The organism is Halogeometricum pallidum JCM 14848, assembly GCF_000337095.1.
GTDB lineage: Archaea > Halobacteriota > Halobacteria > Halobacteriales > Haloferacaceae > Halogeometricum > Halogeometricum pallidum.
Genome location: NZ_AOIV01000027.1, coordinates 45,883 through 68,348, shown reverse-complemented (window position 1 = coordinate 68,348; position 22,466 = coordinate 45,883). Strand labels below are relative to the sequence as shown.

The 22,466-nt window shown below is 67.6% G+C and carries 26 protein-coding genes; 15 read left to right on the top strand and 11 right to left on the bottom strand.

What is annotated here, in order from left to right; genetic code table 11:
- Positions 1 to 48: 48 nt before the first annotated feature.
- A complete protein-coding gene (locus C474_RS12195; RefSeq protein WP_049916942.1) occupies positions 49 to 504 on the bottom strand; it encodes a pyridoxamine 5'-phosphate oxidase family protein in 456 nt (151 codons plus the stop codon).
- A gap of 134 nt (positions 505 to 638) precedes the next feature.
- On the opposite strand from C474_RS12195, the gene nucS reads away from it, so the two are divergent.
- Positions 639 to 1,391, top strand: coding sequence for an endonuclease NucS (gene nucS, locus C474_RS12190; protein ID WP_008387188.1), 753 nt, complete (start codon positions 639 to 641; stop codon positions 1,389 to 1,391).
- Positions 1,392 to 1,430: 39 nt separating this feature from the next.
- On the opposite strand, the gene C474_RS12185 is transcribed toward nucS, so the two are convergent.
- Positions 1,431 to 2,093 carry a type 1 glutamine amidotransferase gene (locus C474_RS12185; protein ID WP_008387186.1) on the bottom strand — a complete coding sequence of 221 codons (663 nt, stop codon included), beginning with the start codon at positions 2,091 to 2,093 and terminating at the stop codon, positions 1,431 to 1,433.
- Between the two features lie 502 nt (positions 2,094 to 2,595).
- On the opposite strand from C474_RS12185, the gene C474_RS12180 reads away from it, so the two are divergent.
- Both C474_RS12180 and C474_RS12175 read left to right on the top strand, forming a co-directional pair.
- Positions 2,596 to 3,126 carry a 50S ribosomal protein L16 gene (locus tag C474_RS12180; RefSeq protein ID WP_008387185.1) on the top strand — a complete coding sequence of 177 codons (531 nt, stop codon included), beginning with the start codon at positions 2,596 to 2,598 and terminating at the stop codon, positions 3,124 to 3,126.
- 115 nt (positions 3,127 to 3,241) lie between these two features.
- Positions 3,242 to 4,105 (top strand): ATP-grasp domain-containing protein, encoded by an 864-nt coding sequence (locus C474_RS12175; RefSeq protein WP_008387183.1) that lies wholly within the window; start codon positions 3,242 to 3,244, stop codon positions 4,103 to 4,105.
- A 60-nt stretch (positions 4,106 to 4,165) separates the two neighbouring features.
- Here the strand turns inward: C474_RS12175 and C474_RS12170 are convergent, their stop codons facing one another.
- On the bottom strand, positions 4,166 to 4,528 hold the full coding sequence (locus tag C474_RS12170; RefSeq protein ID WP_008387181.1) for an Hsp20/alpha crystallin family protein: 363 nt from the start codon (positions 4,526 to 4,528) through the stop codon (positions 4,166 to 4,168).
- Between the two features lie 285 nt (positions 4,529 to 4,813).
- Here C474_RS12170 and gap point away from each other — a divergent pair, with 285 nt between their 5' ends.
- The 3 genes from gap to C474_RS12155 all read left to right on the top strand — a co-directional run bounded on the left by gap (position 4,814) and on the right by C474_RS12155 (position 7,789).
- On the top strand, positions 4,814 to 5,860 hold the full coding sequence (gene gap, locus C474_RS12165; protein WP_008387178.1) for a type I glyceraldehyde-3-phosphate dehydrogenase: 1,047 nt from the start codon (positions 4,814 to 4,816) through the stop codon (positions 5,858 to 5,860).
- A 130-nt stretch (positions 5,861 to 5,990) separates the two neighbouring features.
- A complete protein-coding gene (locus C474_RS12160; RefSeq protein WP_008387176.1) occupies positions 5,991 to 7,202 on the top strand; it encodes a phosphoglycerate kinase in 1,212 nt (403 codons plus the stop codon).
- Between the two features lie 98 nt (positions 7,203 to 7,300).
- On the top strand, positions 7,301 to 7,789 hold the full coding sequence (locus C474_RS12155) for a metallophosphoesterase family protein (protein WP_049916941.1): 489 nt from the start codon (positions 7,301 to 7,303) through the stop codon (positions 7,787 to 7,789).
- Positions 7,790 to 7,845: 56 nt separating this feature from the next.
- Here C474_RS12155 and C474_RS12150 read toward each other — a convergent pair whose 3' ends face one another.
- Positions 7,846 to 8,931, bottom strand: a complete 1,086-nt coding sequence (locus C474_RS12150) for a type II glyceraldehyde-3-phosphate dehydrogenase (protein WP_008387173.1) — start codon at positions 8,929 to 8,931, stop codon at positions 7,846 to 7,848.
- A 190-nt stretch (positions 8,932 to 9,121) separates the two neighbouring features.
- Here C474_RS12150 and C474_RS12145 point away from each other — a divergent pair, with 190 nt between their 5' ends.
- Positions 9,122 to 10,072: an aminopeptidase gene (locus C474_RS12145; protein WP_008387171.1), complete on the top strand. Its 951-nt coding sequence runs from the start codon at positions 9,122 to 9,124 to the stop codon at positions 10,070 to 10,072.
- A gap of 114 nt (positions 10,073 to 10,186) precedes the next feature.
- Here C474_RS12145 and C474_RS22635 read toward each other — a convergent pair whose 3' ends face one another.
- On the bottom strand, positions 10,187 to 10,351 hold the full coding sequence (locus tag C474_RS22635; RefSeq protein ID WP_169330568.1) for a hypothetical protein: 165 nt from the start codon (positions 10,349 to 10,351) through the stop codon (positions 10,187 to 10,189).
- A 121-nt stretch (positions 10,352 to 10,472) separates the two neighbouring features.
- Between C474_RS22635 and C474_RS12140 the strand changes: the two genes are divergently transcribed.
- Positions 10,473 to 11,129 (top strand): HVO_0476 family zinc finger protein, encoded by a 657-nt coding sequence (locus C474_RS12140; RefSeq protein WP_008387169.1) that lies wholly within the window; start codon positions 10,473 to 10,475, stop codon positions 11,127 to 11,129.
- A gap of 111 nt (positions 11,130 to 11,240) precedes the next feature.
- Here the strand turns inward: C474_RS12140 and C474_RS12135 are convergent, their stop codons facing one another.
- Positions 11,241 to 11,717, bottom strand: coding sequence for a DUF7344 domain-containing protein (locus C474_RS12135; RefSeq protein ID WP_008387167.1), 477 nt, complete (start codon positions 11,715 to 11,717; stop codon positions 11,241 to 11,243).
- 226 nt (positions 11,718 to 11,943) lie between these two features.
- Between C474_RS12135 and C474_RS12130 the strand changes: the two genes are divergently transcribed.
- From C474_RS12130 to C474_RS12120, 3 genes are all read left to right on the top strand, one after another.
- Positions 11,944 to 12,897, top strand: a complete 954-nt coding sequence (locus tag C474_RS12130) for a class I SAM-dependent methyltransferase (protein ID WP_008387165.1) — start codon at positions 11,944 to 11,946, stop codon at positions 12,895 to 12,897.
- A gap of 21 nt (positions 12,898 to 12,918) precedes the next feature.
- Positions 12,919 to 13,680, top strand: coding sequence for a protein-L-isoaspartate O-methyltransferase family protein (locus C474_RS12125; RefSeq protein WP_008387164.1), 762 nt, complete (start codon positions 12,919 to 12,921; stop codon positions 13,678 to 13,680).
- 72 nt (positions 13,681 to 13,752) lie between these two features.
- Entirely contained in the window at positions 13,753 to 13,932 is a 180-nt protein-coding gene (locus tag C474_RS12120) for a YgaP family membrane protein (protein WP_008387162.1), read from the top strand.
- A 44-nt stretch (positions 13,933 to 13,976) separates the two neighbouring features.
- Here the strand turns inward: C474_RS12120 and C474_RS12115 are convergent, their stop codons facing one another.
- Together C474_RS12115 and C474_RS12110 are read right to left on the bottom strand one after the other, a co-directional pair.
- Entirely contained in the window at positions 13,977 to 15,068 is a 1,092-nt protein-coding gene (locus C474_RS12115) for a pyridoxal-phosphate dependent enzyme (protein ID WP_008387160.1), read from the bottom strand.
- A complete protein-coding gene (locus C474_RS12110) occupies positions 15,068 to 16,024 on the bottom strand; it encodes a succinylglutamate desuccinylase/aspartoacylase family protein (protein WP_008387159.1) in 957 nt (318 codons plus the stop codon). The genes C474_RS12115 and C474_RS12110 overlap by 1 nt, the downstream gene beginning before the upstream one ends.
- Positions 16,025 to 16,257: 233 nt before the next feature.
- Here C474_RS12110 and C474_RS12105 point away from each other — a divergent pair, with 233 nt between their 5' ends.
- From C474_RS12105 to C474_RS12095, 3 genes are all read left to right on the top strand, one after another.
- Positions 16,258 to 16,881 carry a DUF7504 family protein gene (locus C474_RS12105; RefSeq protein WP_049916940.1) on the top strand — a complete coding sequence of 208 codons (624 nt, stop codon included), beginning with the start codon at positions 16,258 to 16,260 and terminating at the stop codon, positions 16,879 to 16,881.
- A 96-nt stretch (positions 16,882 to 16,977) separates the two neighbouring features.
- Positions 16,978 to 18,309: an MFS transporter gene (locus C474_RS12100; RefSeq protein ID WP_008387155.1), complete on the top strand. Its 1,332-nt coding sequence runs from the start codon at positions 16,978 to 16,980 to the stop codon at positions 18,307 to 18,309.
- 24 nt (positions 18,310 to 18,333) lie between these two features.
- A complete protein-coding gene (locus tag C474_RS12095; RefSeq protein ID WP_008387153.1) occupies positions 18,334 to 18,651 on the top strand; it encodes a DUF7536 family protein in 318 nt (105 codons plus the stop codon).
- Positions 18,652 to 18,657: 6 nt separating this feature from the next.
- On the opposite strand, the gene C474_RS12090 is transcribed toward C474_RS12095, so the two are convergent.
- The 3 genes from C474_RS12090 to C474_RS12080 all read right to left on the bottom strand — a co-directional run bounded on the left by C474_RS12090 (position 18,658) and on the right by C474_RS12080 (position 21,049).
- The gene (locus C474_RS12090; protein WP_008387151.1) at positions 18,658 to 18,957 is read right to left on the bottom strand and encodes a HalOD1 output domain-containing protein; all 300 of its coding nucleotides are present in this window, start codon (positions 18,955 to 18,957) and stop codon (positions 18,658 to 18,660) included.
- A 130-nt stretch (positions 18,958 to 19,087) separates the two neighbouring features.
- Complete coding sequence (locus tag C474_RS12085) at positions 19,088 to 19,726, bottom strand: helix-turn-helix domain-containing protein (protein WP_008387149.1); 639 nt, start codon at positions 19,724 to 19,726, stop codon at positions 19,088 to 19,090.
- 99 nt (positions 19,727 to 19,825) lie between these two features.
- Entirely contained in the window at positions 19,826 to 21,049 is a 1,224-nt protein-coding gene (locus tag C474_RS12080; protein WP_008387147.1) for a potassium channel family protein, read from the bottom strand.
- Positions 21,050 to 21,308: 259 nt separating this feature from the next.
- Between C474_RS12080 and citZ the strand changes: the two genes are divergently transcribed.
- Entirely contained in the window at positions 21,309 to 22,448 is a 1,140-nt protein-coding gene (gene citZ, locus C474_RS12075) for a citrate synthase (protein WP_008387145.1), read from the top strand.
- The last annotated feature ends 18 nt before the right edge of the window (positions 22,449 to 22,466 follow it).

Genomic DNA, 22,466 nt, shown 5'->3' with positions numbered 1-22,466 from the left:
ATCAACCAGAGCGTCCGTCAACCCGCGCTTACGCTCGGAGTCGCCCGTTTACGGCCGGTTGCGAAGCCCCGTCGCCGCTTCTATCTCCAGCACCCACCCGGCGATTCCCCGCATCGGTTCGGACTCGGAGAACAGGCTCGGGAACCACGCGTTGTCCTCCATCGCGGAGACGAGTGCGTCCCACTCGTCTCCGTCCACCACGTTGAGACGCCCAGCGACGATGACGCTCTCCCATTCGTGGCGCCCCGCCACGTCGAACGCCGTCAGCGTCGCACGCGTCGTCGTCTCGGCGAACGCCTCCTTCTGGCTTGTCTCCCCGCGGAGGAACACGAAGTACAGGCGTTCGCCGTCGTAACCGAACGATATCGGCACCCCGTACGCATCCCCCTCGTCCGCGAGCGAGAGGACGCCGATACCGTGTCTCTGCAGGAACGCGTCCACCTCCTCCTCGTCCATCGGGTCACCTTGGAGCGGTTCGAACTCGTCTGTGTCTCTCACTACCATGTACTACGGTATGACTCGACAGGGCAAATATTGTCGCTTTATCTGGCCTCCCAGTCGCCGATTCAAACGCCGGCCGCCCGCCGCCGACGCGCTCTTTTTACGCGACGGCGGCGAACCCCGAATACGTAGTTTCGATGACGGCCACGACGCTCCACCGCCCGACGCACCGCGACGCCCTCGCCCTCTTAGAGGAAGCCTTCGGCGACGGGCGCATGGTGACCATGTTCGGGCGTTGCACGGTCGAGTACGACGGCCGCGCGACGTCGAGTCTCGGGCCGGGCGACCGACTCGTCGTCTGCAAGCCCGACGGGACCATCCTCGTCCACACCGACGAGAAGCGCAAGCCGGTGAACTGGCAGCCGCCGGGCTGTACCCACCGCGCGAGCGTCCGCGACGGCCGCCTGCGGGTCAGGAGCGAGCGCTCGACGCCGACCGAACGACTCGACGTGCGGTTCGAGCGACTCGAACAGGTGTCGGCCTACGAGGTGACCGACCGCAGCGACCTGCGTCTCACCGGGAGCGAAGAGGACCTCAGAGAGCGGATTCTGGACGACCCCGCGCTGGTCGAGGAGGGATTCGTGCCGCGGGCGACCGAACGGGAGACGGCGGCGGGGCCGGTGGACATCTTCGGTGAGGACGCCGAGGGACGCCCACTCGTAGTGGAGTTGAAGCGGCGCCGGGTCGGCCCCTCGGCGGCCGGCCAACTGCGTCGGTACGTCGAGGCCGTCGACGCCGAATTCCCCGGCGAGGGCGTGCGCGGGATACTCGTCGCGCCGTCGGTGACCGACCGGACGAAGGAACTGTTGGACGAGAAGGGCCTATCGTTCGTCGCCGCCGAACCCGTGGCGGCGGAGGACGGGGACAGGAGCGAAGGCGACGGGGAGTGAGGGGACGACGGAGACGGCGGCGCGGACGGCACGCGAGCGCTACCGTTCGGCGTCCGCGAGGCGGACGAAGTTGGCGAACGTCCGGTCGACGGTCACGCCGCCGAAGTCGCGGTGCGCCGGGTCTTCGGGCCACCCGAGGTCCGCCTCGATACGCGGGAGCAGGCGCTCGGTGAACTCGGGGTGGTACTGAACGGTCCACAGGGGCGCGTCCCGGTGGCGACTGGCGAGGTTCGAGTAGTAGTCCGCCGAGGCGACGGCTTCCATCCCCTCACCGAGTTCGGTCACGTAGTCGCCGTGGACGAGGGGGACGCGCGTCCCGACGCCGTCGAACAGGGGGTCGTCGGCGAAGCGGACCGGGTCGAGACCGGTGTGCAGGCCCCGATGTTCCACGTCGCCGCCGAGGGCGTCGTTGACGAGTTGGTGGCCGAAGCAGACGCCGAGCGTCGGTCGCTGTTCGGCGACGAGTTCGCACACGAGGTCCCGCAGGTCGTCCATCCACGGGTACGTCTCCGTCTCGTAGACGCCCGCGGTGCTCCCCGAGAGGACGACGGCGTCCGCCTCGTCGAGCAGGTCAGGTCGGCCGCCCCGGTCGGCGTAGGGGTAGACGCGGACCCGCGCGCCGGCGGCTTCGAGCAGGCGGCGAATCTCGGGGACGAAGTAGCGGGTCGGCGGATCCACCTCGTTCTCCAAAACGAGTATCATACCTACGTGTCGACGCCGGGCGAAGAGAATCCTCTGGTCGTCGGGGCGCGCCGAAATAAGGTGCCGGGACGGTAAGGTCGGTCAGTTCATAGAAGTCGTCGAACGCGCGGCCCGACAGAGTCCCTTAGGACGAATCCCGGAAATATATTGGTAGAACAACAGAATATCGAAAGTAACCGTCGAGCGACTCTTCCGAACGGCGACAGACGCGTCCGCTCTCCGTTCGGGCGTCAGGGAACGACCGAGACGCCCCAGACGAGCGGCATCCAGACGGTGACGGCGAGGACGAGGAGGACGACGCCGACGGGTTCACCACGAGGCCGACGCGGGCCGTCTGCGGGACCGTGACGTAGTCGATGCGGAAGACGACGGCGTTCGCGGGTGCGGGAGTGATAGTTCCGGTGCCGGAGGACAACGAGTGCGAACGGAACACACGGCCGTTGAGGCGGTCGATGTTCGAAGCGCTTTTAGGCCGCATGACCGTTCATCTGCACAAGTAACCATGTCAGACAAGCCCGCCTCGATGTACCGCAACATCGACAAGCCGTCGTACACCCGACGCGAGTACATCACCGGCATCCCCGGTTCGCAGATCGCACAGCACAACATGGGCAACCTGCAGACGGGTCCCCAGGACTACCCCGTCCAGATCAGCCTCCGCCTCGGCGAGGACTGTCAGGTCCGGCACGGATCGCTGGAGTCGGCACGTCTGTCGGCCAACCGCGTGATGCTCAAGCAGGTCGGAGAGGAGAACTACAAGATGGTGCTCCGCAAGTTCCCCCACCAGGTCCTGCGCGAGAACAAGCAGGCGACCGGGGCGGGCGCGGACCGCGTCTCCGACGGGATGCGGCAGTCCTTCGGGAAAGTCGTCGGCACCGCCGCGCGCGTCCACAAGAACGAGCGAGTGTTCACCATCTACTGCAGCGTCGAGGACGCACCTATCGCCAAGGACGCACTCCGCCGCGCCTACAACAAGATGTCGCCGCCCTGCCGCATCGACGTGGAGAAGGGCGAAGAACTGCTCGTCTCCTGAACGGCGACTCGGCTTCGACAGCTAGTCCTTTCTGACCGTTGCGTCGCGAGATTCGCGGGTCCCAGTTCGTTCGGACCCGGTCACTTTTACTCTCGTCGCGCCGACTCCGTAGCAGATGCTCCGACTGGCGGTGACGACCGACAGCGAGACGTTCGAGCGGATGCGGGACCCGCTGGGAGCGCGCGGCATCGCCGTCGAACACCTCCCGGCGAAGGAGCGGTCGATTCGGCTGACCGAGGCGGGCGAGTCCTTCGACGTCGGCTTCGTCTACCCGACGCGGTTGATGGAGGGCGGCGCGCTGAACGCCCGGTCGCCGATGCCGTGGGTGAACGGGCGCGGGGCGGTGCTCACCTCGCGGAACAAGGGCGGCGTCGTCGCCGCCCTCTCGCGGGCCGGACTCCCCGTCCCGGAGACGCGGATGCTGTCGAATCCGGTCGACGAGTCCGTCGTCCTCGACGCCGTCGAGGGGATGGCGTTTCCGCTCGTCGTCAAGCCCAACTCCGCGACGCGGGGCGTCGGCGTGGCCAAGGTGGCCGACGCGGACTCGCTGCTCGGCGTCGTCGACTACCTCAATCTCGTCCACGACTTCCGGTCGACGGGCGACAAATCCTATCTGGTTCAGGAGTTCGTCGCCGACGCGCGCGACTACCGCGTGATGGTGGTCGACGGCGAGGTGGTCGGCGGCGTGGAGCGTCGACTCCCCGAGTCGCTGGGCGAGGGGCGGTGGAAGCACAACGTCCACCGGGGCGCGGAGGCGACGGCGGTGGCGGTGCCCGACGAGCACCGCGAACTGGCCGCGTCGGTCGCCGAGACGCTCGGAATCGACTACCTCGGCGTCGACCTCCTCGCCGCGCCCGACCGGACCCTCGTCTCGGAGACGAACGCCCGGCCGACGATAGACCACGAGAAGTACGCCACGGACTTCTGGGACCGACTGGCGGCGCTGATACGGCGGACGGCGGAACGGACCGAAGAGTAAGGGAGTCGAAGTCGTCTCCGCGAAAAGCCGAGTCGGGTCGTCGCCGCGCGGGACGGCGCGTTACTCGACGTCGATGGGCGCGGAGTCCTCGGCCTTCTGGAACGTGACTTGGAGGACGCCGTTCTTGAACGACGCCGACGCGGAGTGCTCGTCCACGCGAACGGGGAGCCGAATCCGTTCGTCGTACTCGCGCCGGTCGCTCGCTGCGCTCACTGTGAGCGTCTCGCCGTCGCACTTCAGGTCGATGGCGTCTTTCTCCACACCCGGTAAATCCGCGACGAGTCGAACCGCCTCGCCCTCATCGTAGACGTCGATGTGGGTCTCCGAGGCGAATCCGGTGGCGTCGCCACCGGTCATCTCGCTCATCATCCGTTCGATTTCGTCGAAGATGTTGTCGAACGGATCGTCGCGCTCATCTCTCATGCAGGAGTTCGTTAGTGTGTTCTCATCAAAAGCCTTCTCCCCCCGGCGACGGTTCGGACCGCGACGACGCGCGACCCGTCTCGGTACCGTTGGGGTCGAATCGGTGCACGAAAATGAGCGTCACTGTTCGTCTCTGTCCGAGTCGATGCGCGCTCCTGCGCGCTGACCTCAATCATCGTTCAGGGTAGAACGACAGTGACGCTGACTTACGACACTGATTTCGGGGGTTTCCGTCGCTGTCGGGAGACACAGGGATTCAAGTATCTCGCCCGCCGATACTCGGATATGAGTGAAAAATCGTACTTCGGCTCGACTGAGGACGCGGACGACGTGGTCCGCGTCGGACTGAACGGGTTCGGCCGCATCGGGCGGAACGTGTTCCGCGCGGTGATAGACAACCCGAGCGTCGAACTCGTCGGCGTCAACGACGTGATGGACTTCGAGGACATGGAGTACCTCGCCAAATACGACACCGTGATGGGTCGACTCGACGACGTGTCGCTCGACGGCGAGGAACTCACCGCCGGCGACAGCTCCGTCCCCCTCTACAACGTTCAGAGCCCCGCGGAACTGCCGTGGGACGAACTCGACGTGGACGTGGCGCTGGAGTGTACGGGCATCTTCCGCACGAAGGAGGACGCCTCCGCGCACCTCGATGCGGGCGCCGACAAGGTGCTTATCTCCGCGCCGCCGAAGGGCGACGACCCCATCAAACAGATCGTCTACGGCGTCAACCACGACGAGTACGACGGCGAGGACGTCGTCTCGAACGCCTCCTGTACGACGAACTCCGTCACGCCGGTCGCGAAGGTGCTCGACGAGGAGTTCGGCATCGACTCCGGCCTCCTGACGACGGTTCACGCCTACACCGGGTCGCAGAACCTCATCGACGGCCCCAAATCGAAGAAGCGCCGCGGCCGCGCCGCCGCCGAGAACATCGTTCCCACGTCGACGGGCGCCGCGCAGGCCGCCACCCAGATTCTGCCGGAACTGGAGGGCAAACTCGACGGGATGGCGATGCGCGTCCCCGTACCGAACGGCTCCATCACCGAACTCGTCGTCTCGCTCGACGAGGCGCCCTCCGTCGAGGAGATAAACGACGCCTTCCGCGACGCCGCCGACTCCGGCCCCCTCGCGGGCGTCCTCGGCTACACCGACGACGAAGTCGTCTCCTCGGACATCGTCGGCCTGCCCTTCTCCTCGACGGTCGACCTCCAGTCGACCAACGCGGTCAACGACGGCGGCCTGTACAAGATCCTCACGTGGTACGACAACGAGTACGGCTTCTCGAACCGGATGCTCGACGTGGCGCAGTACATCACCCACGACTGAGTTCGCCGTCCGGGACCGACCACCACGATCGGCCGTCCACGTCACTCGCGTCCGGAAACGCCCGCGACCGGGCGACGGCCGACATATAAGTAACCCCTCCCCATCTTTCGACTCGATACAACCCACACTCATGTCCACGTTCAAGACTCTCGACGACCTCGACTCCGACCAGCGCGTCCTCGTCCGCCTCGACCTGAACTCGCCCGTCGAAGGCGGCGAGGTGCAGGACAACCGGCGCTTCGAGCGCCACGCCGAGACCGTCCGCGAACTCGCGGAGGCGGGGCACCGCGTCGTCCTGATGGCCCACCAGGGCCGCCCCGGCGACGACGACTTCGTCTCGCTCGAACAGCACGCAGACATCCTCGCGGAACACGTCGACCGCGACGTGCAGTTCGTCGCCGACACGTACGGCGACGACGCGATAGAAGCCATCGAATCGCTCGAGTCCGGGGAGATACTCCTCCTCGAAAACACCCGGATGTGCGACGACGAACTGCCGGAGGAGGAACCGGAGGAGAAGGCCGAGACCGAGTTCGTCCAAGCGCTGGCGCCCCTGTTCGACGCTTACGTCAACGACGCCTACTCGGCGGCGCACCGCTCGCACGCCTCGCTCGTCGGCTTCCCCCTCGAACTGCCCGCCTACGCCGGGCGCGTGATGCAGACGGAGTACGAGGCCAACTCCGCCATGGCCACCCGGGAGTTCGACGGGCAGGTGACGATGGTCGTCGGCGGGACGAAGGCGACGGACGTCATCGACGTGATGAACAACCTCGGCGAGAAGGTCGACCGGTTCCTCCTCGGCGGCATCGCGGGCGAACTGTTCCTCCGCGCCGCCGGCCACGACGTCGGCTTCGACGTCGACGACATGGACCTCTTCGACGACCAGTGGGAGGAGAACCACGAGACCATCGAATCGCTCATCGAGGAGCGCGGCGACCAGATATCGCTCGCGGACGACCTCGCGTACGAGGGGCCCGAGGGCGGGCGCGCGGAGGTCAACCTCGAGGACCTCGAGGAGAAGGACCGCCCGTACCTCGACGTCGGCGCCGACACCATCGAGGCGTACGAACCCGTCATCCACGACTCCGAGGCCGTCTTCGTGAAGGGAGCGCTCGGTCTGTTCGAGGACGAACGGTTCTCGAACGGCACGGTGGGCGTCCTGCGCGCCATCAGCGAGACGGAGTGTTTCTCCGTCGTCGGCGGCGGCGACACCTCCCGCGCCATCGAGATGTACGGACTCGACGAGGACGACTTCGGTCACGTCTCCATCGCCGGCGGCGCGTACATCCGCGCGCTGACGGGCGCGTCGCTGGTCGGCGTGGAGATGCTCGAACGGAACTGAGCGGCGGACGACGGACGAGAGCGAACGGACGGCGACGGACGACGACGCGACCCGACGCCGCGCCAACTTTCTTGCGCGAGTCCCTCGAACCCGGAGCCATGAGAGTGGGAATCTGTTCGGACACGCACGACAATCTCGACTTAGCGCGCGGCGCCGTCGAGACGTTCGAGGACGCCGGCGTCGACGCGGTACTGCACTGCGGCGACGTCGTCTCGCCGTTCACCGCGAACGTTTTCGATTCCGATTTCGAGTTCCACGCCGTCCGCGGCAACAACGACGGGGAGTGGAACCTCGGGTCGGTGATAGCGTCGTTCGGCACCTACCACGGCGAGTGCGCGACGTTCGAGTTCGACGCCGCGTCGGTCGCCCTCTATCACGGGACGAACGAGACGCTGGTCGACGGCCTCGTCGACTCGGGAACGTACGACTACGTCTTCCGCGGACACACGCATCAACGAACGTACGAGGAGCGAGGCGACACCGTCCACGTCAACCCCGGCGGTCTGCCGATTCCGGGCGCGGACGACACCTACCACGTCGCCCTGTTCGACACCGAGGAGGACGACGTGGCGTTCTACGAGGTGTGAACGGAGTACGAGCGGTGGCGAGGGGCGAAGGGTGCGGACGAGGGACGGACGGACGCTCAGTCGTCCGCGAGTTCCGTCCCGGGGACGCGGTCGGAGCGGTCCCCTTCGTTGAACCCCGAGGGGTCGCCCGTGATGCCGACGCCGAGGTACTCGTCGGTCGTCGCGACGCTATCGGCCTTGCTGGCCGACTCCGTCATCGCGCGGATGGCGTCGACGTTCTCGGGAATCACGTCGGACTCCTGGTGGATGGCCTGGAACAGATACATATCGCGGCCCTCGACGGCGATGGACTCCCCCCAGACGCAGTTCTCCCAGAGGTCGCCGCGCGGGCGTCCGGCGTCGTGCGCGAAGTCCTTGAGTTTGCCCGCGCCGTCGATACCCATCCCCTCGGAGATGACGAAGACGCGCGATTCCTCTTCGAGGAGTTGCCGGACGTGCGCCGCCGTCACGTCGTCCTCTAAGGTGACGTTGAGGCTGTGGACGTGCATCAGCGTCGCCGGCACCTTCAGACCCAGCGTGTCTATCTTCAACTCGGGGAAGATGGTCCGTACGTCGGGGCCGTGGTGGCTCGGGATGTGGATTGGGTCCGGGAGGATGTCGTTGATGGGGCCGCGGGAGTTCTGCCCCGGGTCGCCGCCCCGGCGGACGAGCGTCGCGCGGACCTTCTCGACGCCGTACTCCTCCTCGAGGGGGGCGATAATCCGCGAGAGTCCCGTCGTGTTACAGGAGACCGCGCGGACGTAGTCAGCGCCGAGGGCGTCGTCGTAGTTCGCGCGGGCGACGAAGCTCACGTCGCCGATGTCGGCGTCCTCGCCGCCTTGGAAGATGGCGGGCGTGTCGTGCGACTCGTAGAGGGCCTTGTTCTTCTCTCCGATTCCCGACGGCGTGCAGTCGACGACGACGTCGGCGTCGGCGACCATCTCGTCGACGGCGCCCTCGACGTCGATACCCGCCTCGGAGAACAGCGGCATTCGCTCGGGAATCGCGGCGTACATCGAGTATCCTCGCTGAACGGCGGTGTGGGCCTCGAAGTTCGGTTGGGTCTTCGCCACACCGATGAGTTCCATGTCCGGTTGTGCGTCGACGGCGTCGGCCACTCGCTTACCGATCGTGCCGTAGCCGTTGACACCCACTCGTATCATCGGTGAGGTGTCGACGGCCGAGGACAATAGTTATTTCGGGGATTTTTTGTCGGAAATTAACTCTGCGGCGAGTAACGCGGAGGATTCGTACGAGCGCGAGTTACTACTCACGGGTTCGTCAACGCGGCAGATTCCGCGAGACGGGGGTCGGATGGGAACGACTAACCGGCCGGCCGACCCAGTTCGCGACATGACGGACGACGAGTTGCGCGACGCCGCGGAGACGGCCGTCGGCCAGTGCATGGCCATCGAACCGGACGACTCCTGCGTCGTCGTCACCGACGACGAGCGCATCGACATCGGCGAGGCGCTCTACGACGCCGCCTCGGACGCGACGGGCGACGCGACGCTCCTGCGCTACCCGCCGGGGGACCAACACGGCGAGGAACCGCCCGCCGCCGTCGCCGCCGCGATGGCCGCGGCGGACGTGTTCCTCGCGCCGACGACGAAGAGCCTGAGTCACACCCGCGCCCGGAGCAACGCCTGCGAGGGCGGCGCGCGCGGCGCGACGCTCCCCGGCATCACCGAGGATGTGTTCCTCGCCGGGTTAGACGCCGACTACGACGCCATCTCCCAGCACTGCTTGGACGTGCTCGAACAGGTGACGGAGGCCAGCGTCATCCGCGTGGAAACGCCGTCGGGCACCGACATCACCTTCGAACCCGGCGCGCGGGAGTGGCGCGCGGACACCGGCATCGTCCACGAGGCGGGCGGGTTCTCCAACCTCCCCGCGGGCGAGGTGTTCGTCTCCCCGGAGACCGCCGACGGCACGTACGTCGTCGACGGGACGATGATGCCCCACGGCCTCCTGGAGGGCGGACAGCAACTTCGCTTCGACGTGGAGGACGGCTACGTCACCGACATCTCCGACGAGAGCGTGCGCGAACAGGTCGAGGCGGGCGCGGAGCAGGTGGGACGGGACGCCTACAACCTCGCCGAACTCGGCATCGGCACGAACGTCGGCGTCGACCACCTCGTCGGGTCCGTCCTCCTAGACGAGAAGGCGGCCGGCACGGTGCACGTCGCCATCGGCGACGACGCGGGCATCGGCGGCGACACGGAGGCACCGCTTCATCTAGATGGCATCATCAAGGACCCGACGGTGTACGCGGACGGAGAGGAAGTGAAACTTCCTCGGTAAGGAACGGCGAAGCCGTGAGCAGGGGAGGTCGTGGACCTCCCGGCTGTCGAGCGGTGAAACCGCGAGACGAGGGGGAAGTCGAACTGCCGAGTTCGGAGTATCCGAAGATCCGAACTACCGATTCCGTATCTCGTTCAGTGCCGTCGGTAGCACCACGCCGATCCCGAGCAGGATACCGAAGAGAACCAACGAACTATCGGTGAATTGCCCCGCGAGGAGCCACAGGGCGAGTGCGACGACGACGAACGCGGCGGTGATTTTCGTGTCGCGAGAGACCATACGCGGCCCTTCGACGCTTAGAAATATCAATCCGCTGTCTCGTGAACGCGTGACAGACAGACCATCCCACGGCGACCCGCGGAAGGGCGGATTTTTACGGCGTGACGGGATAACAGGCCGTATGAGCAACACGCAGGACCGTATCGCGGTCGCCTGTCCCTCCTGTTCGCCCGCGGAGGAGACGGTGCACGAGGTGCTGAAACCGGGCGGCCACACCACGGTTCGCTGCACGGAGTGCAGCCACGTCCACAAGGTGCGGGTCGAAGAGGAGACGGAAGTCGAACGAAAGGTCGTCATCTCGCAGGACGACGAGTCGTTCACCACGATGGTCGACGTGCCGCCGACCGAAACCATCGCCGCCGGCGAAGAGTTCATCGTCGACACGCCCGAGGCTATCATGCTCGTCCGCATCACGGGCATCGAAGTCGGCCCGGAGCAACGCGTCGACGAGGCCACCGTCGAGGACGCCAAGACCATCTGGACCCGCGCCGTCGATAACGTCTCCGTGCGCGTCACCGTCAACCCGAAAGAGGGGACGGGCTATCGCGAGAACACCCGGAGTTTCAAGGTGAACGTCCCCGGCGACTACGAGTTCACCGTCGGCGACACGGAGTCGTTCGGCGACGAGGAGTTCCTCGTGAAGGCCCTCCACGTCCGCGAGGACGCGCCGGAGTACCGCCACGGGAAACTCGACCACGACGGGGACATGGTGTACGCGAAGGACATCAATCGCCTGTACGGCACCGACAAGACCACCTCGGCGTGGTCGGCGTGGTGACCGGCCGGGGCCGATAGCGGCGGCCGACGCCGACGCTCGGGAGGCGGACGAACGACGCGCGGGAACGCCGGCGAGAGCGGGAGTTCTTCGGGCCCAACCTGAGCGACGCGGTTACCGCGCGCCGCCGAGTCCGCGGTCCTCGGCCCGGTCGGGGTCGACCGTCAGGTCTCGTTCGGCGTCGAGTCCGTCTTCGAGGAACGGGTCGAGGGCCGTGAGGAGCGGTCTCGGTTCGACCGTCCGCGTCGCGTGGTCGTAGACGACCAGACCGTGGTCCTCGAGCACCGGTAGGTGCGAGTGGTGAAGCGCAACGCGCACTCGTTCTTGCACCTCGCCGACGGCCGTCGACTCGCTGTCGCCGTATTTGACGGCCGCGATGAACGCCGCGAGCGTCGAGAGCGGGGTCGGTTCCTCCGTCTTCTTAGCGAGGAGGAACCGAATGACTGCACGGCGACCCTCGTCTTGGAGGACGTGGAACGCGTCGTCGCGCGAGATGCGCGGGCGTCGGTCCGAGCGGTCGCCGTCGGTTCGGACCGTGGAGGTGTGAGTGTCGTACGCCGAGTCGTGTGCTGGAGTTTCTCGGGTACCCATCGTGAGAGCAGCGAACCGCTCCGGTTGTATAAACTATCGCGTACGTTTCGGCTAACAAGGGTCCGAAACAGAACGGATCGACCTCGACGCTGTCTGCCGGTTTCTCGCGTGAAACGGTTTGAAACAGTCAGTACAGAAGGATATTATGCATCCGTTTCGGTGGGTGATGGAGTCGTGAGCGAGTCGGAACGGAGCCGCTTTTACCCGGCCCGCCGTCCGGGGCGGTATGCCGACGCGAGACCGGTCGTCGCTCGACAGGGAGGAACTGTTCGTCCTGTGGGCCGCCCGTCGGAGCGGCCTCCTGGAGGCGATTCTCGACACCGCGGGGACGCCCGAGGCGGCCGCCGCCGAGTCGGGCGTGACCGAACACGCCGCCCGCGTCGTCGTCGAATCACTCGCGGACCTCGGATACCTCCGCCGCGTCGGCGACGAGTACGAGATAACGAACCGCGCGCTCGGCTTCCTCGCCAAGCGCGACGTGCGGTCCATCGGCCGCCTTCCGCACGCGTTGGACCTGTTCGACCGCTGGGCCGCCCTCCCGGAGACGATGCGGACGGGCGAGGCGCCCGACCCGCCCGAGGAGTGGACGCGGAACCGACTGGGCGCGCACGCCGCGACGGACGAGGCGCGGGTTCGGGCGCGCGTCACCGCCGCCGTGCGCGAGGCGCCCGGGGCCGAACGCGTCCTCGACGTCTGCGGGGCCTCGGGCGCGTACGCGACCGAGTTCGCCGCCCGCGGCTTCGAGACGACGCTCGTCGACGAACCGGCCGCCGTCGACGCCGTGGCCCCGATGCTCGCACACCGGGAGGTACAGACCGTCGCGGCCGACGTCCCGGACGCGGCCGACTTCCGAGCGGGTTCGCGGTTCGACCTCGCGTTCGCGGCGGACGCGACGAGTCGGTTCGGCGCCGAGGAGAACCGGACGCTCCTGTCCGCCGCGTTCGACGCCCTCGAACCGGGCGGGACGCTCGTCCTCGTCGACGCCCTGCGCGACGGGTCGCGGGCGGCGGTCCGGGCGCGGGTCCGCGCGCTTGGCGTCGGCCGCGGCGACGCCTACCCCGAGAAGGCGTACCGCTCGTGGCTCGAATCAGCCGGGTTCGTCGACGTGACGGTGCGCGCGGTGCCCGGCGACGACCGCTCGGCCGTCGTCGCGCGTCGTCCCGAGCGTGCAGTTGATTAGTACGGGATTCCGAAGGGGCGTATGGACCCCGCGGTACTGCGAGAAGACATGGTCGACGGCCTCGAACACGGCATGGACGTGGCCGAGTCCGTCGCCCTCGCCATGCGAACCGTCCCGCGACACGAGTTCGTCGAGAACGCCCCGTACCAGAACCGCAACGGCGACTTCGAGGGCTCGACGGTCCTCTCGCCGGCGAACGTCGCCCGACTCCTCTCTGCGCTCTCGGCGGAACCCGAGGAGGACGTGCTCGTCGTCGGCGCGGGGGTCGGCTACACCGCCGCGCTGTTGGCCGAAATCGTCGGCGAGACGCACGTCCACGCCGTCGACATCGACCGCACCCTCGTCTACGAGGCGCGGTCGAACCTCCAGTCCGCGGACGCGTCGGCCGTCCTCGTCGACTGCCGCGACGGCGCGGAGGGACTCCCCGAGTACGCGCCGTTCGACCGCATCCTCGTCGAGGCGGCGTCCCTCGGCCCGCCGGAGCGCCTCGTCTCGCAACTGGCGTCCGACGGTCGGCTCGTCCTCCCGATGGGCGGCCCCAAACAGACGCTCGTGAGCGTCGACGACGCGGGCGAGGTGGTCGAAAAGCACGGTCCGGTCGCCCTCGAACCCCTCCTCGTCGAGGGGGAACAGCGGGGCGGCCTCGCGCGCAACCGAACGATGCGCGAGGACGCCGAGTTGGACAGCGACGAGACGGGCTACTTCGCGCCGACCGGATGGGAACAGGAGTGGATCGACTGGGACGAACGGCTGAGCGGGCGACGGCGACGGTACGAGCGGTAGCTCGATTCTTCGGTTCCGAGAAGCAGCGACGCTCGTTATGCGTTCGCGCGACGTAGGGAGAGCCGAGGAAAAATGCAGAAGAACGTCGGTGGCTACGACCGCATCGCTCGACTCGTCGTCGGACCGCTCCTCGCGGTGACGGGTATCACGCAGAAGTGCCCGCTCAACCGTGCGCTCGGAATCGACACGTACCGCGGTGAGACGGAGACGGACGTGGAGACACCCGGCCGGGACGCCGGTCGGCCGAGCTAACTCGTTTTTGGTCGGGTTCTGCGTTCGATCGTTCGGGAGCGCGTTCAGCCTTTCAACCCGCTTCCCGTCAGCGGAACCACCACGTCGTCCTCGGGCGAGAGAATCCCCCGGTCGCGGTACTCGCGGAGGGCGGCGGGCGCGACGGCGCACGTCGGTTCGGTGTAGAACCCGCAGCGGTGCAGGTCTTCTAGCTCGGATTCGGCCGCCGCCTCCGAGAGGGCGATGGCGTCGCCGTCGGTGGCGTCGACGGCGGCGAGAATCTGCCCGAGTCGCGTCGGGTCGCGTATCCGGATGCCGTCGGCCGCGTCGTTTCTGCCGTCGGTCGGTCCGTGCAACTCCTCGGCGACGGGCGCATAGCCGGCCGCCTGCGCGCCGAGCAGTTTCGGCATCTCGTCTATCCACCCCGCGTCTCTGAGCGCGCGGAACCCGCGATAGGCGCCGAGGAACAGCGTCCCGTGACCGAGTGGCGTCACGACGGCGTCGGGCGCGGACCACCCGCGCTGGTAGGCCACCTCGTAGGCGAACGTGGCCGTGCCGGCGAAGAACGCGGGGTTCCACGAGTGAGAGGCGTACCAGCCGTCGCCGCGTTCGACCGCCTCGACGCAGGCGTCGGTCACGTCCTCGCGGGTGCCCTCGACGCGGACGGGCGTCGCGCCGGCGCGTTCGATGGCGCGGAGTTTCGAGGCCTTCACCGACGCCGGGACGTAGATGTCGGCGTCGAGGCCGGCGCGGGCGGCGTAGGTGGCTATCGCGGCGCCGGCGTTGCCCGAGGAGTCCTCGACGACGTTCTCGACGCCGAGTTCCGCGGCGACGGAGAGCGTCGTCGTCGCGCCGCGGTCCTTGAACGACCCGGTGGGGAAGACGTACTCCAGTTTGAACGACGCGTCCCACTCGGGGGCGTCGACGAGGGGCGTCATCCCCTCCCCGAGGGTGACGTGTGGGCCGACGGGCAGGAAGTCCGCGAACGACCAGAGGCCGCGCCGGTCGTCGAACCCGCGAGGGTCGGGCGCGTCGCGCGAGGGGTGCGGGTCGGCGAGGAAGTCAAGGGGGGCGCCGCAGTCGCAGCACCACGCCCACTCGGTCTCGTACGTCTCGCCGCACGCCGAACACCGGAGGGAGAGGGAGGAAAGCGTCATCAGAAGCTATCGACGTCGGTGCCGACCGAGCAGACGTACTCGCCGGTGGCGACCTGCGGGAGGCGACGGGAGCGCCAGAAGACGCCGGGGCCGTCGGCGGTGACGCGGGCCTTGAGGCTGCCGAACACGTCCGTCACCTCGAACACCGCGTCGCCGGCCGACACCCGTTCGCCGAGGCTCTTCTGGAAGCGGACGAGGCCGCCGGCGGGCGAGCCGTACTGGTCGAACCCCTTCGCGCGGGTCTGTCGTTCCGTCTCGACGGACCCCTCGAGGAAGCCGTAGCCGCGGAGGACGTTCTCGACGCCGCGGACGCCCTTGCGGATGCTCTCCTCGTCCCACCCGACACAGCCGCCGAGTTCGGGGTCGATGGTCGGGACGCCCTCGTCGGGGCCGGCGCGGGCGAGTTGGCCGTCCGGGCCCTTCTGGTCCAGCACGTACCCGCATCCGAACGTCTTCGCGAGGCTGAGACAGTCGCCGTGGAGGCGGTGGTGGCGGCCGCACCGGACGCGCACCTCGTCTATCATCTGCGAGGTGGAACCCTGGTGGAGGTCGACGATGAGGTCCGCCTCCCGAGCGACGTCGAACGTCGCCGCGGCGATGCGTTCCGAGGAGGTGCCGTTACTGTCGCCCGGGTACGCCCGGTTCATCTTCGTGTCGTCTATCGGATTCCGGTGTTGAGCCACCTGGAAGGCGTGGAAGTTGACGATACCGACGACGAATATCTGACCGGAGAGTTCCGAGGGGGCGAGTCGCGGAAACAACCGCTGGATGACGCCGACGCCGTTCAGTTCGTCCCCGTCCGAGGCCGCCTGCAGGTAGAGCGTCTTCCCGTCGGAGGCGCCGTTGACGACGGCGCAGGGAAGGCCCACGGGCGTCCCGTCGCGCATCTCACCCACTTCGAGGCGGCCCGTGTCCGCCTCGCCGGGGGCCGCACTCGCACTGCCGAGCGAAATCATTACTAAGACGGTCGGATGCGCCGCCCTTTATCCGTTCGGTATCGCTTGACGTTCTCGCCGGTGGGCGGACGGAACGAGGGGGACGGAACGGAGTGTGACGCTTCTCGCGCGCGGCCGGGGGTTTCTCGCCCGACGGACTAAAAAGCGGTACCAATCCGGAAACAACAGTTATCAGGGTCCGTAGATAATAACAGAATGAGAAGCCCTGAAAAATATGGGTATATACCGATACTATGTCAGCGGAATTGCAACCGGAGACGTTCCGACGAGCGCTTCTCCGAATGAAGCAGGGCGGCTGCTCGGTCCTCGTTAGCTGCGACGACGACCTGAGCACGGAGCGAGCGAGTCGCCGGACCCTCGGATCGCTGCCCGAGTATTCCCGCATCGTCGTAACCGCCGAGGAGAACGACGAGACGCTGAGAGACCGACTGCCTCGCGGCGTCGACGCCGGCAGCGAGTCCGTCTCGGTCGTTAACTTCCGGAGCATTCTCGAGGAGGCGTCGACGCCGCAGGTCGGTGCCGACGACCTGAGCAACACCGTCTGCGACGCCGTGGACACGTTCGACGCGTCGGGGTCGCTGGGGCCCGGGGAACTCCGCCTCAGCGTCGACTCGATGGCGGAACTCACCGAGACGGTCGGCGACGACCGGACCGTCGACCTCCTCGGCGGCGTCACCGACTCCGTCGTCGGCGTCCGCGGCATGGCCTACTACCACGTCGACGCCGACGACGCGGCGTTTCGAGACTCGCTCGCGGCGTCCTGCGACGCGCAGGTGGACGTGCGCTCGGAGGACGACAAGATCTACCAGCGCTGGCATCTCCCGGAGCACGGGTCGACCCGCTGGCTTCACCTGTAGGCGCGCCGATTCTACCCGGTTTGGCAACGTTCGGTACACCGCGGCACCGTTCCGCACGACCGGGAGAGACTTGTTCTACCGCTCGAGTCTGTGCGTATGGCACGCGGTGAGACGGACGACCCGGACGCGCTCTCGACGTTCCGCCGCTTCTTCGCCCTCGACGGGGACGTGCTCGTCCTCTCGGCGGCGATGTTCGCGTTCAGCCTCGGCTTCCAGATGACTGGGCGGTACATGCCGCGGTATCTGAGCGTCCTCGGTGCGGGGAGCGTCGCCATCGGCCTATACGGGAGTTTCGGCAACCTCATCAGCGCCGTCTACCCCTACCCCGGCGGCGCCCTCTCGGACCGCATCGGGTCGCGGGCGTCGCTGACCGCGTTCGGTCTCGCCTCCACCGTCGGCTTCCTCGTCTGGGTGTTCGCCGGCGCCTTCGGGACGATGGCACTACCCGGATTCGCCTTCGGCGCGTTCGTTGTCGACCCCGTCCTCCTTCCCGTGGGTATCTTCGTCGGCCTCCTGCTGGCGCAGGCCTGGAAGTCGTTCGGCCTCGGCGCGACGTTCGCCATCGTGAAGCAGAGCGTCCCCCCGGACCGCCTCGCGACGGGGTTCGCCAGCACCGAGACGTTCCGCCGGACCGCCTTCCTCCTCGGCCCCCTGTTCGCCGCGGGCGTCCTCTCGCTGTTCGCCTTCGAGACGGGGTTCCGCGTCGTCCTCGCCGTCGCCGCCCTCTTCGCCGCGGTGGCGACGGCGGCTCAGCACGTCCTCTACGACGCCAGTGGTGACAGCGTCGGCACGTCGTTCGAGGGCGTCGCCACCGTCGTCTCGGACCTGCGCGGGATGCCCGCCCCCCTCCGTCCGTTGCTTGTCGGCGACACGCTCGTCCGCTTCGCCAACGGTATGGTGTACGTCTTCTTCGTCATCGTCGTCGTCGAGTTCCTCGGCGTCGGCCTCTCGATTCCCTCGCTCGGCGTGACGCTCTCGCCGGACGCCTTCTTCGGCGTCCTCCTCGCCGTCGAGATGGCCGTCGCCCTCCTCACGATGGTGCCGGTGGCAAAACTCGCCCGCCGCGTCGGACTGAAACCCGTCGTCGCCGTCGGCTTCGCCGTCTACGCTCTCTTTCCCGTCCTCCTCGTCAACGCCCCCGACGACGCCCTCGTCGTGACGCTGCTGTTCGCGTTCTCGGGGCTCCGGTTCGCCGGCCTGCCCGCGCACAAAGCGCTCATCGTCGGCCCCGCCGAGGAGAACGCGGGCGGGCGCGTCGTCGGCTCCTACTACCTCGTCCGCAACGCCGTCACCATCCCGTCGGCGGCCGTCGGCGGCTGGCTCTACGCGAGAAGCCCCGAGACGGCGTTCCTCGTCGCGACGGCGGTCGGACTCCTCGGGACGGGCTACTTCCTCGCGTTCGGTCGCGAGTTCGAGGCGTACACCTGAACGGCGGCGGATTCCGACGAGGCTATGCGAACGGGGCCGGAAGGGAGAACCGTGAGCGACGAGGTTCCGGAGCGGCCGCCCCAGCGCGGACTCGCCCAAGCGTTGCACGTCTCGCGGAACGCGAAAGCCGGCGCCGCCGTCGGCGTCCTCCTGGCGGCCGTCGCCTACCTGTTCCGCGTCCTCGAACTGTTCGGCCCGTTCGCCGGGACGCAGCGGTACCCGTTTCTCGGCGCCGAGGGCTGGTTCGCCGTGCTGGCGTTCGTCCTCGCGTCGTCGACGGCGCTCCTCGTGACCGCGGCGCTGACCGTCGTCTCGGCGTACAGACTCGCGAAGGAGATGTGAGCGGGGTTACGCGGCGTCGGCGTCCGACCGCGCGACGCCGTCGTCTGCCCCCCCGCCGCCCAAGGGCGCGACGGAGACGTCGCCGCTCGGTTCGATTTCGACCTCACAGCCTTCGTACTCGAAGGAGACGGCGGTGCGGCCGTCCCGCACCAGCGACGAGAGCGCCTCCAAGTCGACCTCCCGCGCCAGCGGCGGGAGGTCGAGCGGATCCCGGTCCAACGCCCGAGCGATCTCTCTGACGAGTCGGACGGCGAACTCCTCTCCGTCCTCTCTTTCGTTCGATGGGCCGGACGCGGCGGCCGTCACGGCTGTCCCCCGGATCCCCCCTCGTTCGGCGCGCCCGTCGCGCCGCCGTCGGAAAACGCCACTCCACACATTCGTGCTACAGACCACCACGGAAACACGGATGGTCCTCGGCGTTGATTTGTCCAGTAGTTTAAGTGGTGCCCGTCGTCCCGACGGCGTCCGCTGCGAGAATCGAGAGCGCGCGCCTGAGCCGTTCCGAGACGGCCTGCTTCGAGACGCCGAGTTCCGCGGCGAGGTCCGAGAGGGTCGCCGACCGCGGCACCTCGAAGTAGCCCTCGCGGAGCGCCACCGTCAGCGTCCGTCGCTGAAGGTCGGTCATCCGCCGGTCCGTCTCCTCGGCGCGCGACCCCTCGTGGAGGCGGCGGAGTTCGAGCGAGACGCAGATGTCGTCGATGCGCTGCCGGAACGTCGCGACGTCGTCGAACTCCGCGAAGCGCAGGCGGAAGATCCATCGCTCGCTGGCGGCCGCCTCGACCACCGTCGCCGTCCGGAGGAGGGGTTCGAGGACGGACTCGACCCGGGGTGACCACGAGAGCTGGTACCGCGTCCACGCGGGCGCGGCGTCGAGTTCGACCAGCGACTCGACGGCGGCGTCCGCCCGGGCCGACGCGACGAACGCCTCGACGTCGCCGGAGGCGCGGAGGAACGAGAGCGGCGTCGCGGGGGCGGAGACGAACCGCTCGAACGCGACGCGGCCGGTCCAGTCGGTCGGAACTCGACCCAACAGCAGATCGCCTCGGGGGAGCGAGAACTCTGCGACGAGACTCACGTCCGCGTATCGGAGATAGGCAAAATAACTGTTGTCGAACCGGTTATCTGAGATATCGACCGTTCCGAAGCGTTCCGGGCCGGTCGCGGCGACGCCGCCTCAGTCCTCGAACTGCTGGGGGTCGTCGAGGAGTTCGCCGAGGCGTTCGGCTCCCGCCCGGGTGCCCTTGGCGATGAGCACGTCCTCGGGACGGAGCGCGGTGGTCGGACCGGGTTGGACGACCCACTCGCTGCCGTCGGCGCGGCGGACGGCGATGACGCGCATCCCCGTCTCCGTCTTGACCATCCGGTCGCCCAGCGTCGTGTTCGCCAGCGAACTGTCCGGGCCGACGCGGAACCGGACGATTATCTCGTCGGACTCTTCGACGGCGGCGGCGACGACGGGGTGGGCGTCGATGCCGCGCAGGACGCCCTCGGAGATTTCGAGGGCCGCGTCGGAGATGACCTCCGTCGCGGAGGCGATGTGGAAGAGGCCGCGCAGTTGTACGGGGTCCTCGACGCGTTCGGCGGCGCGGAGCACCCACGCCTCGAACCTCGATTTGAGGGCGTCCACCTCCGCCTCCAGTTCTGACACCTCCTCGGCCACGTCCTCGGAGTCGAACAGCACCGACCCGTACGCGAGGTCGACGGCGAGTTCGCTCATGTCCTTCATCAGGATGATGGAGTCGACGGCGCGTTCGAGGTCCTCGATGGGCGAGTCGTGCGTCTCGGGGAGTTCGAAGGGAGCGCCGGAAACCGCCTCGAAGACGGTCTGGATACCGCTCTGGGGGCCGCGGAGGAGGAGGATGTCACCCCCCTCGATAGTCGTCTCGTGGTGGGGGTTGGTTATCCACCGGCGCTTGCCCGTCGCCGACCGGCGGCGGATGGCGATGACCCGGACGCCCATCTCGGTTTCCATGTTTATCTCGGCGAGCGAGCGACCCGCGTACGCCGAGGAGTCGTCGACGGTGGCGCGTACCAGCATCTCGGTCGCCTCCGGGAGCGCCGAGCGCATGGCGTCCGGCAGGCCGATGTCCTCGATGACGACCTTCGCGATGTCGCCCGCGGCGTTGGATATCTTCTCGGCCGCGCTGACGACGCCGAGGACGGGCGCGAGTTGCTCGGCGTCCTCGGGGGTCCGCGCCGCCATGAGGAGGCTCATCCGGCCCTGCAGTTGGAGGACGTCCATGCGCTCTTCGAGTTCGAGCACTTCCCGAGCGATGTCGTCGCTCCCGTTGAGGACCGCGGAGAACGAGAGGTCGATGAGGAGTTCGGCCGTGTCCTTCATCTCGGCCAGCACCGCCTTGACGCTGACCGGTTCGTACTCCACGTCCTCGGGATTCATGGGAGAACGTTCAGGCCGTCGTGTGAAAAGGGTTGTTAGCGACAACGTCAGTGGCGCCCGATACGCGAAGCGCCTATATCTCCGTATCGCCGTGCCGTGGCGAGTCGTGCCACGCCCGAACGGCGTGTCGCGGGCGTCGCCGAACGGGGGCGACACCGGGTGCCGACACGTATCTTGTCGAAGGTGTATTCGACGGTCGTCGAAATATGTTTGGGGTGAACGATAACGCTTTTTTGAGACGGACGGGTACCGTAATAGTATGTCAGACGAGTTAAAGCGGGGTCTTGAAGGCGTTCTCGTTGCTGAGTCGGAACTGAGCTACATCGACGGGGACGCCGGAGAGCTGGTGTATCGCGGGTACACCATCGAGGACCTCGCGCCCGACGCGTCGTACGAGGAAGTCGTCTACCTCCTCTGGCACGGGGAACTTCCGACGCGCGAGGAACTCGACGAGTTCTCCGAGAAGATGTCGAAAGAGCGCGAACTCGACGACGGCGTGTTGGAGGAGATTCGAGAACTCGCCGACGCCGACGAGGTGCCGATGGCGGCGCTCCGAACGGTCGTCTCGACGCTGTCGGCGTACGACGAGGACGCCGACCACGAGGACGTGACCGACCTCGAAGCGAACATCCGCAAGGGTCGGCGCATCACGGCGAAGATACCGACGGCGCTCGCGGCGTTCAATCGCCTCCGCAACGGTGAGAACGCCGTGAGCCCGCGTCAGGACCTCGGACACGCCGCGAACTTCCTCTACATGCTCAACGGCGAGGAACCAGACGAGGTGCTCGCGAACACGTTCGACATGGCCCTCGTCCTGCACGCCGACCACGGGCTGAACGCCTCCACGTTCTCGGCGATGGTCACGGCGTCGACGCTGTCGGACATGCACAGCGCGGTCACCTCGGCCGTCGGAACGCTCGCGGGGTCGCTGCACGGCGGCGCGAACGCGAACGTGATGAGCATGCTCAAGGAGATAGACGACAGCGACAAAGACCCCAAAAAGTGGGTGCAGGACGCCCTCGAAGGCGGCCGCCGCGTCCCCGGGTTCGGTCACCGCGTCTACAACGTGAAGGACCCGCGCGCCGTCATCCTCGGCGAGAAAAGCGAGGAACTCGGCGAGGCCGCGGGCGACATGAAGTGGTACGACTACTCCGTCGCCATCGAGGAGTACATCGGCGAGGAGAAGGGTCTCGCGCCGAACGTCGACTTCTACTCGGCCTCGACGTACTACCAGATGGGCATTCCCGTCGACATCTACACGCCCATCTTCGCGATGTCACGCGTCGGCGGGTGGGTCGCCCACGTCATCGAGCAGTACGAGGACAACCGCCTCATCCGTCCGCGCGCGCGCTACGTCGGCGACAAGGACCGGACGTTCACGTCCGCCGACGAGCGGTAGGCGCGGACGCACATCACG

What these genes read in the sequence shown, in the direction of transcription:
- C474_RS12175 (WP_008387183.1), top strand. Translation starts at nt 3,242, where the DNA reads ATGCTCCGACTGGCGGTGACGACCGACAGCGAGACGTTCGAGCGGATG.
- C474_RS12095 (WP_008387153.1), top strand. Translation starts at nt 18,334, where the DNA reads ATGCGAACGGGGCCGGAAGGGAGAACCGTGAGCGACGAGGTTCCGGAG.
- C474_RS12195 (WP_049916942.1), bottom strand. Translation starts at nt 504, where the DNA reads ATGGTAGTGAGAGACACAGACGAGTTCGAACCGCTCCAAGGTGACCCG.
- C474_RS12110 (WP_008387159.1), bottom strand. Translation starts at nt 16,024, where the DNA reads ATGATTTCGCTCGGCAGTGCGAGTGCGGCCCCCGGCGAGGCGGACACG.
- C474_RS12115 (WP_008387160.1), bottom strand. Translation starts at nt 15,068, where the DNA reads ATGACGCTTTCCTCCCTCTCCCTCCGGTGTTCGGCGTGCGGCGAGACG.
- C474_RS12170 (WP_008387181.1), bottom strand. Translation starts at nt 4,528, where the DNA reads ATGAGAGATGAGCGCGACGATCCGTTCGACAACATCTTCGACGAAATC.
- C474_RS12145 (WP_008387171.1), top strand. Translation starts at nt 9,122, where the DNA reads ATGACGGACGACGAGTTGCGCGACGCCGCGGAGACGGCCGTCGGCCAG.
- citZ (WP_008387145.1), top strand. Translation starts at nt 21,309, where the DNA reads ATGTCAGACGAGTTAAAGCGGGGTCTTGAAGGCGTTCTCGTTGCTGAG.
- C474_RS12185 (WP_008387186.1), bottom strand. Translation starts at nt 2,093, where the DNA reads ATGATACTCGTTTTGGAGAACGAGGTGGATCCGCCGACCCGCTACTTC.
- C474_RS12100 (WP_008387155.1), top strand. Translation starts at nt 16,978, where the DNA reads ATGGCACGCGGTGAGACGGACGACCCGGACGCGCTCTCGACGTTCCGC.
- C474_RS12135 (WP_008387167.1), bottom strand. Translation starts at nt 11,717, where the DNA reads ATGGGTACCCGAGAAACTCCAGCACACGACTCGGCGTACGACACTCAC.
- C474_RS22635 (WP_169330568.1), bottom strand. Translation starts at nt 10,351, where the DNA reads ATGGTCTCTCGCGACACGAAAATCACCGCCGCGTTCGTCGTCGTCGCA.
- C474_RS12140 (WP_008387169.1), top strand. Translation starts at nt 10,473, where the DNA reads ATGAGCAACACGCAGGACCGTATCGCGGTCGCCTGTCCCTCCTGTTCG.
- C474_RS12080 (WP_008387147.1), bottom strand. Translation starts at nt 21,049, where the DNA reads ATGAATCCCGAGGACGTGGAGTACGAACCGGTCAGCGTCAAGGCGGTG.
- gap (WP_008387178.1), top strand. Translation starts at nt 4,814, where the DNA reads ATGAGTGAAAAATCGTACTTCGGCTCGACTGAGGACGCGGACGACGTG.
- nucS (WP_008387188.1), top strand. Translation starts at nt 639, where the DNA reads ATGACGGCCACGACGCTCCACCGCCCGACGCACCGCGACGCCCTCGCC.
- C474_RS12150 (WP_008387173.1), bottom strand. Translation starts at nt 8,931, where the DNA reads ATGATACGAGTGGGTGTCAACGGCTACGGCACGATCGGTAAGCGAGTG.
- C474_RS12180 (WP_008387185.1), top strand. Translation starts at nt 2,596, where the DNA reads ATGTCAGACAAGCCCGCCTCGATGTACCGCAACATCGACAAGCCGTCG.
- C474_RS12130 (WP_008387165.1), top strand. Translation starts at nt 11,944, where the DNA reads ATGCCGACGCGAGACCGGTCGTCGCTCGACAGGGAGGAACTGTTCGTC.
- C474_RS12155 (WP_049916941.1), top strand. Translation starts at nt 7,301, where the DNA reads ATGAGAGTGGGAATCTGTTCGGACACGCACGACAATCTCGACTTAGCG.
- C474_RS12105 (WP_049916940.1), top strand. Translation starts at nt 16,258, where the DNA reads ATGTCAGCGGAATTGCAACCGGAGACGTTCCGACGAGCGCTTCTCCGA.
- C474_RS12160 (WP_008387176.1), top strand. Translation starts at nt 5,991, where the DNA reads ATGTCCACGTTCAAGACTCTCGACGACCTCGACTCCGACCAGCGCGTC.
- C474_RS12125 (WP_008387164.1), top strand. Translation starts at nt 12,919, where the DNA reads ATGGACCCCGCGGTACTGCGAGAAGACATGGTCGACGGCCTCGAACAC.
- C474_RS12120 (WP_008387162.1), top strand. Translation starts at nt 13,753, where the DNA reads ATGCAGAAGAACGTCGGTGGCTACGACCGCATCGCTCGACTCGTCGTC.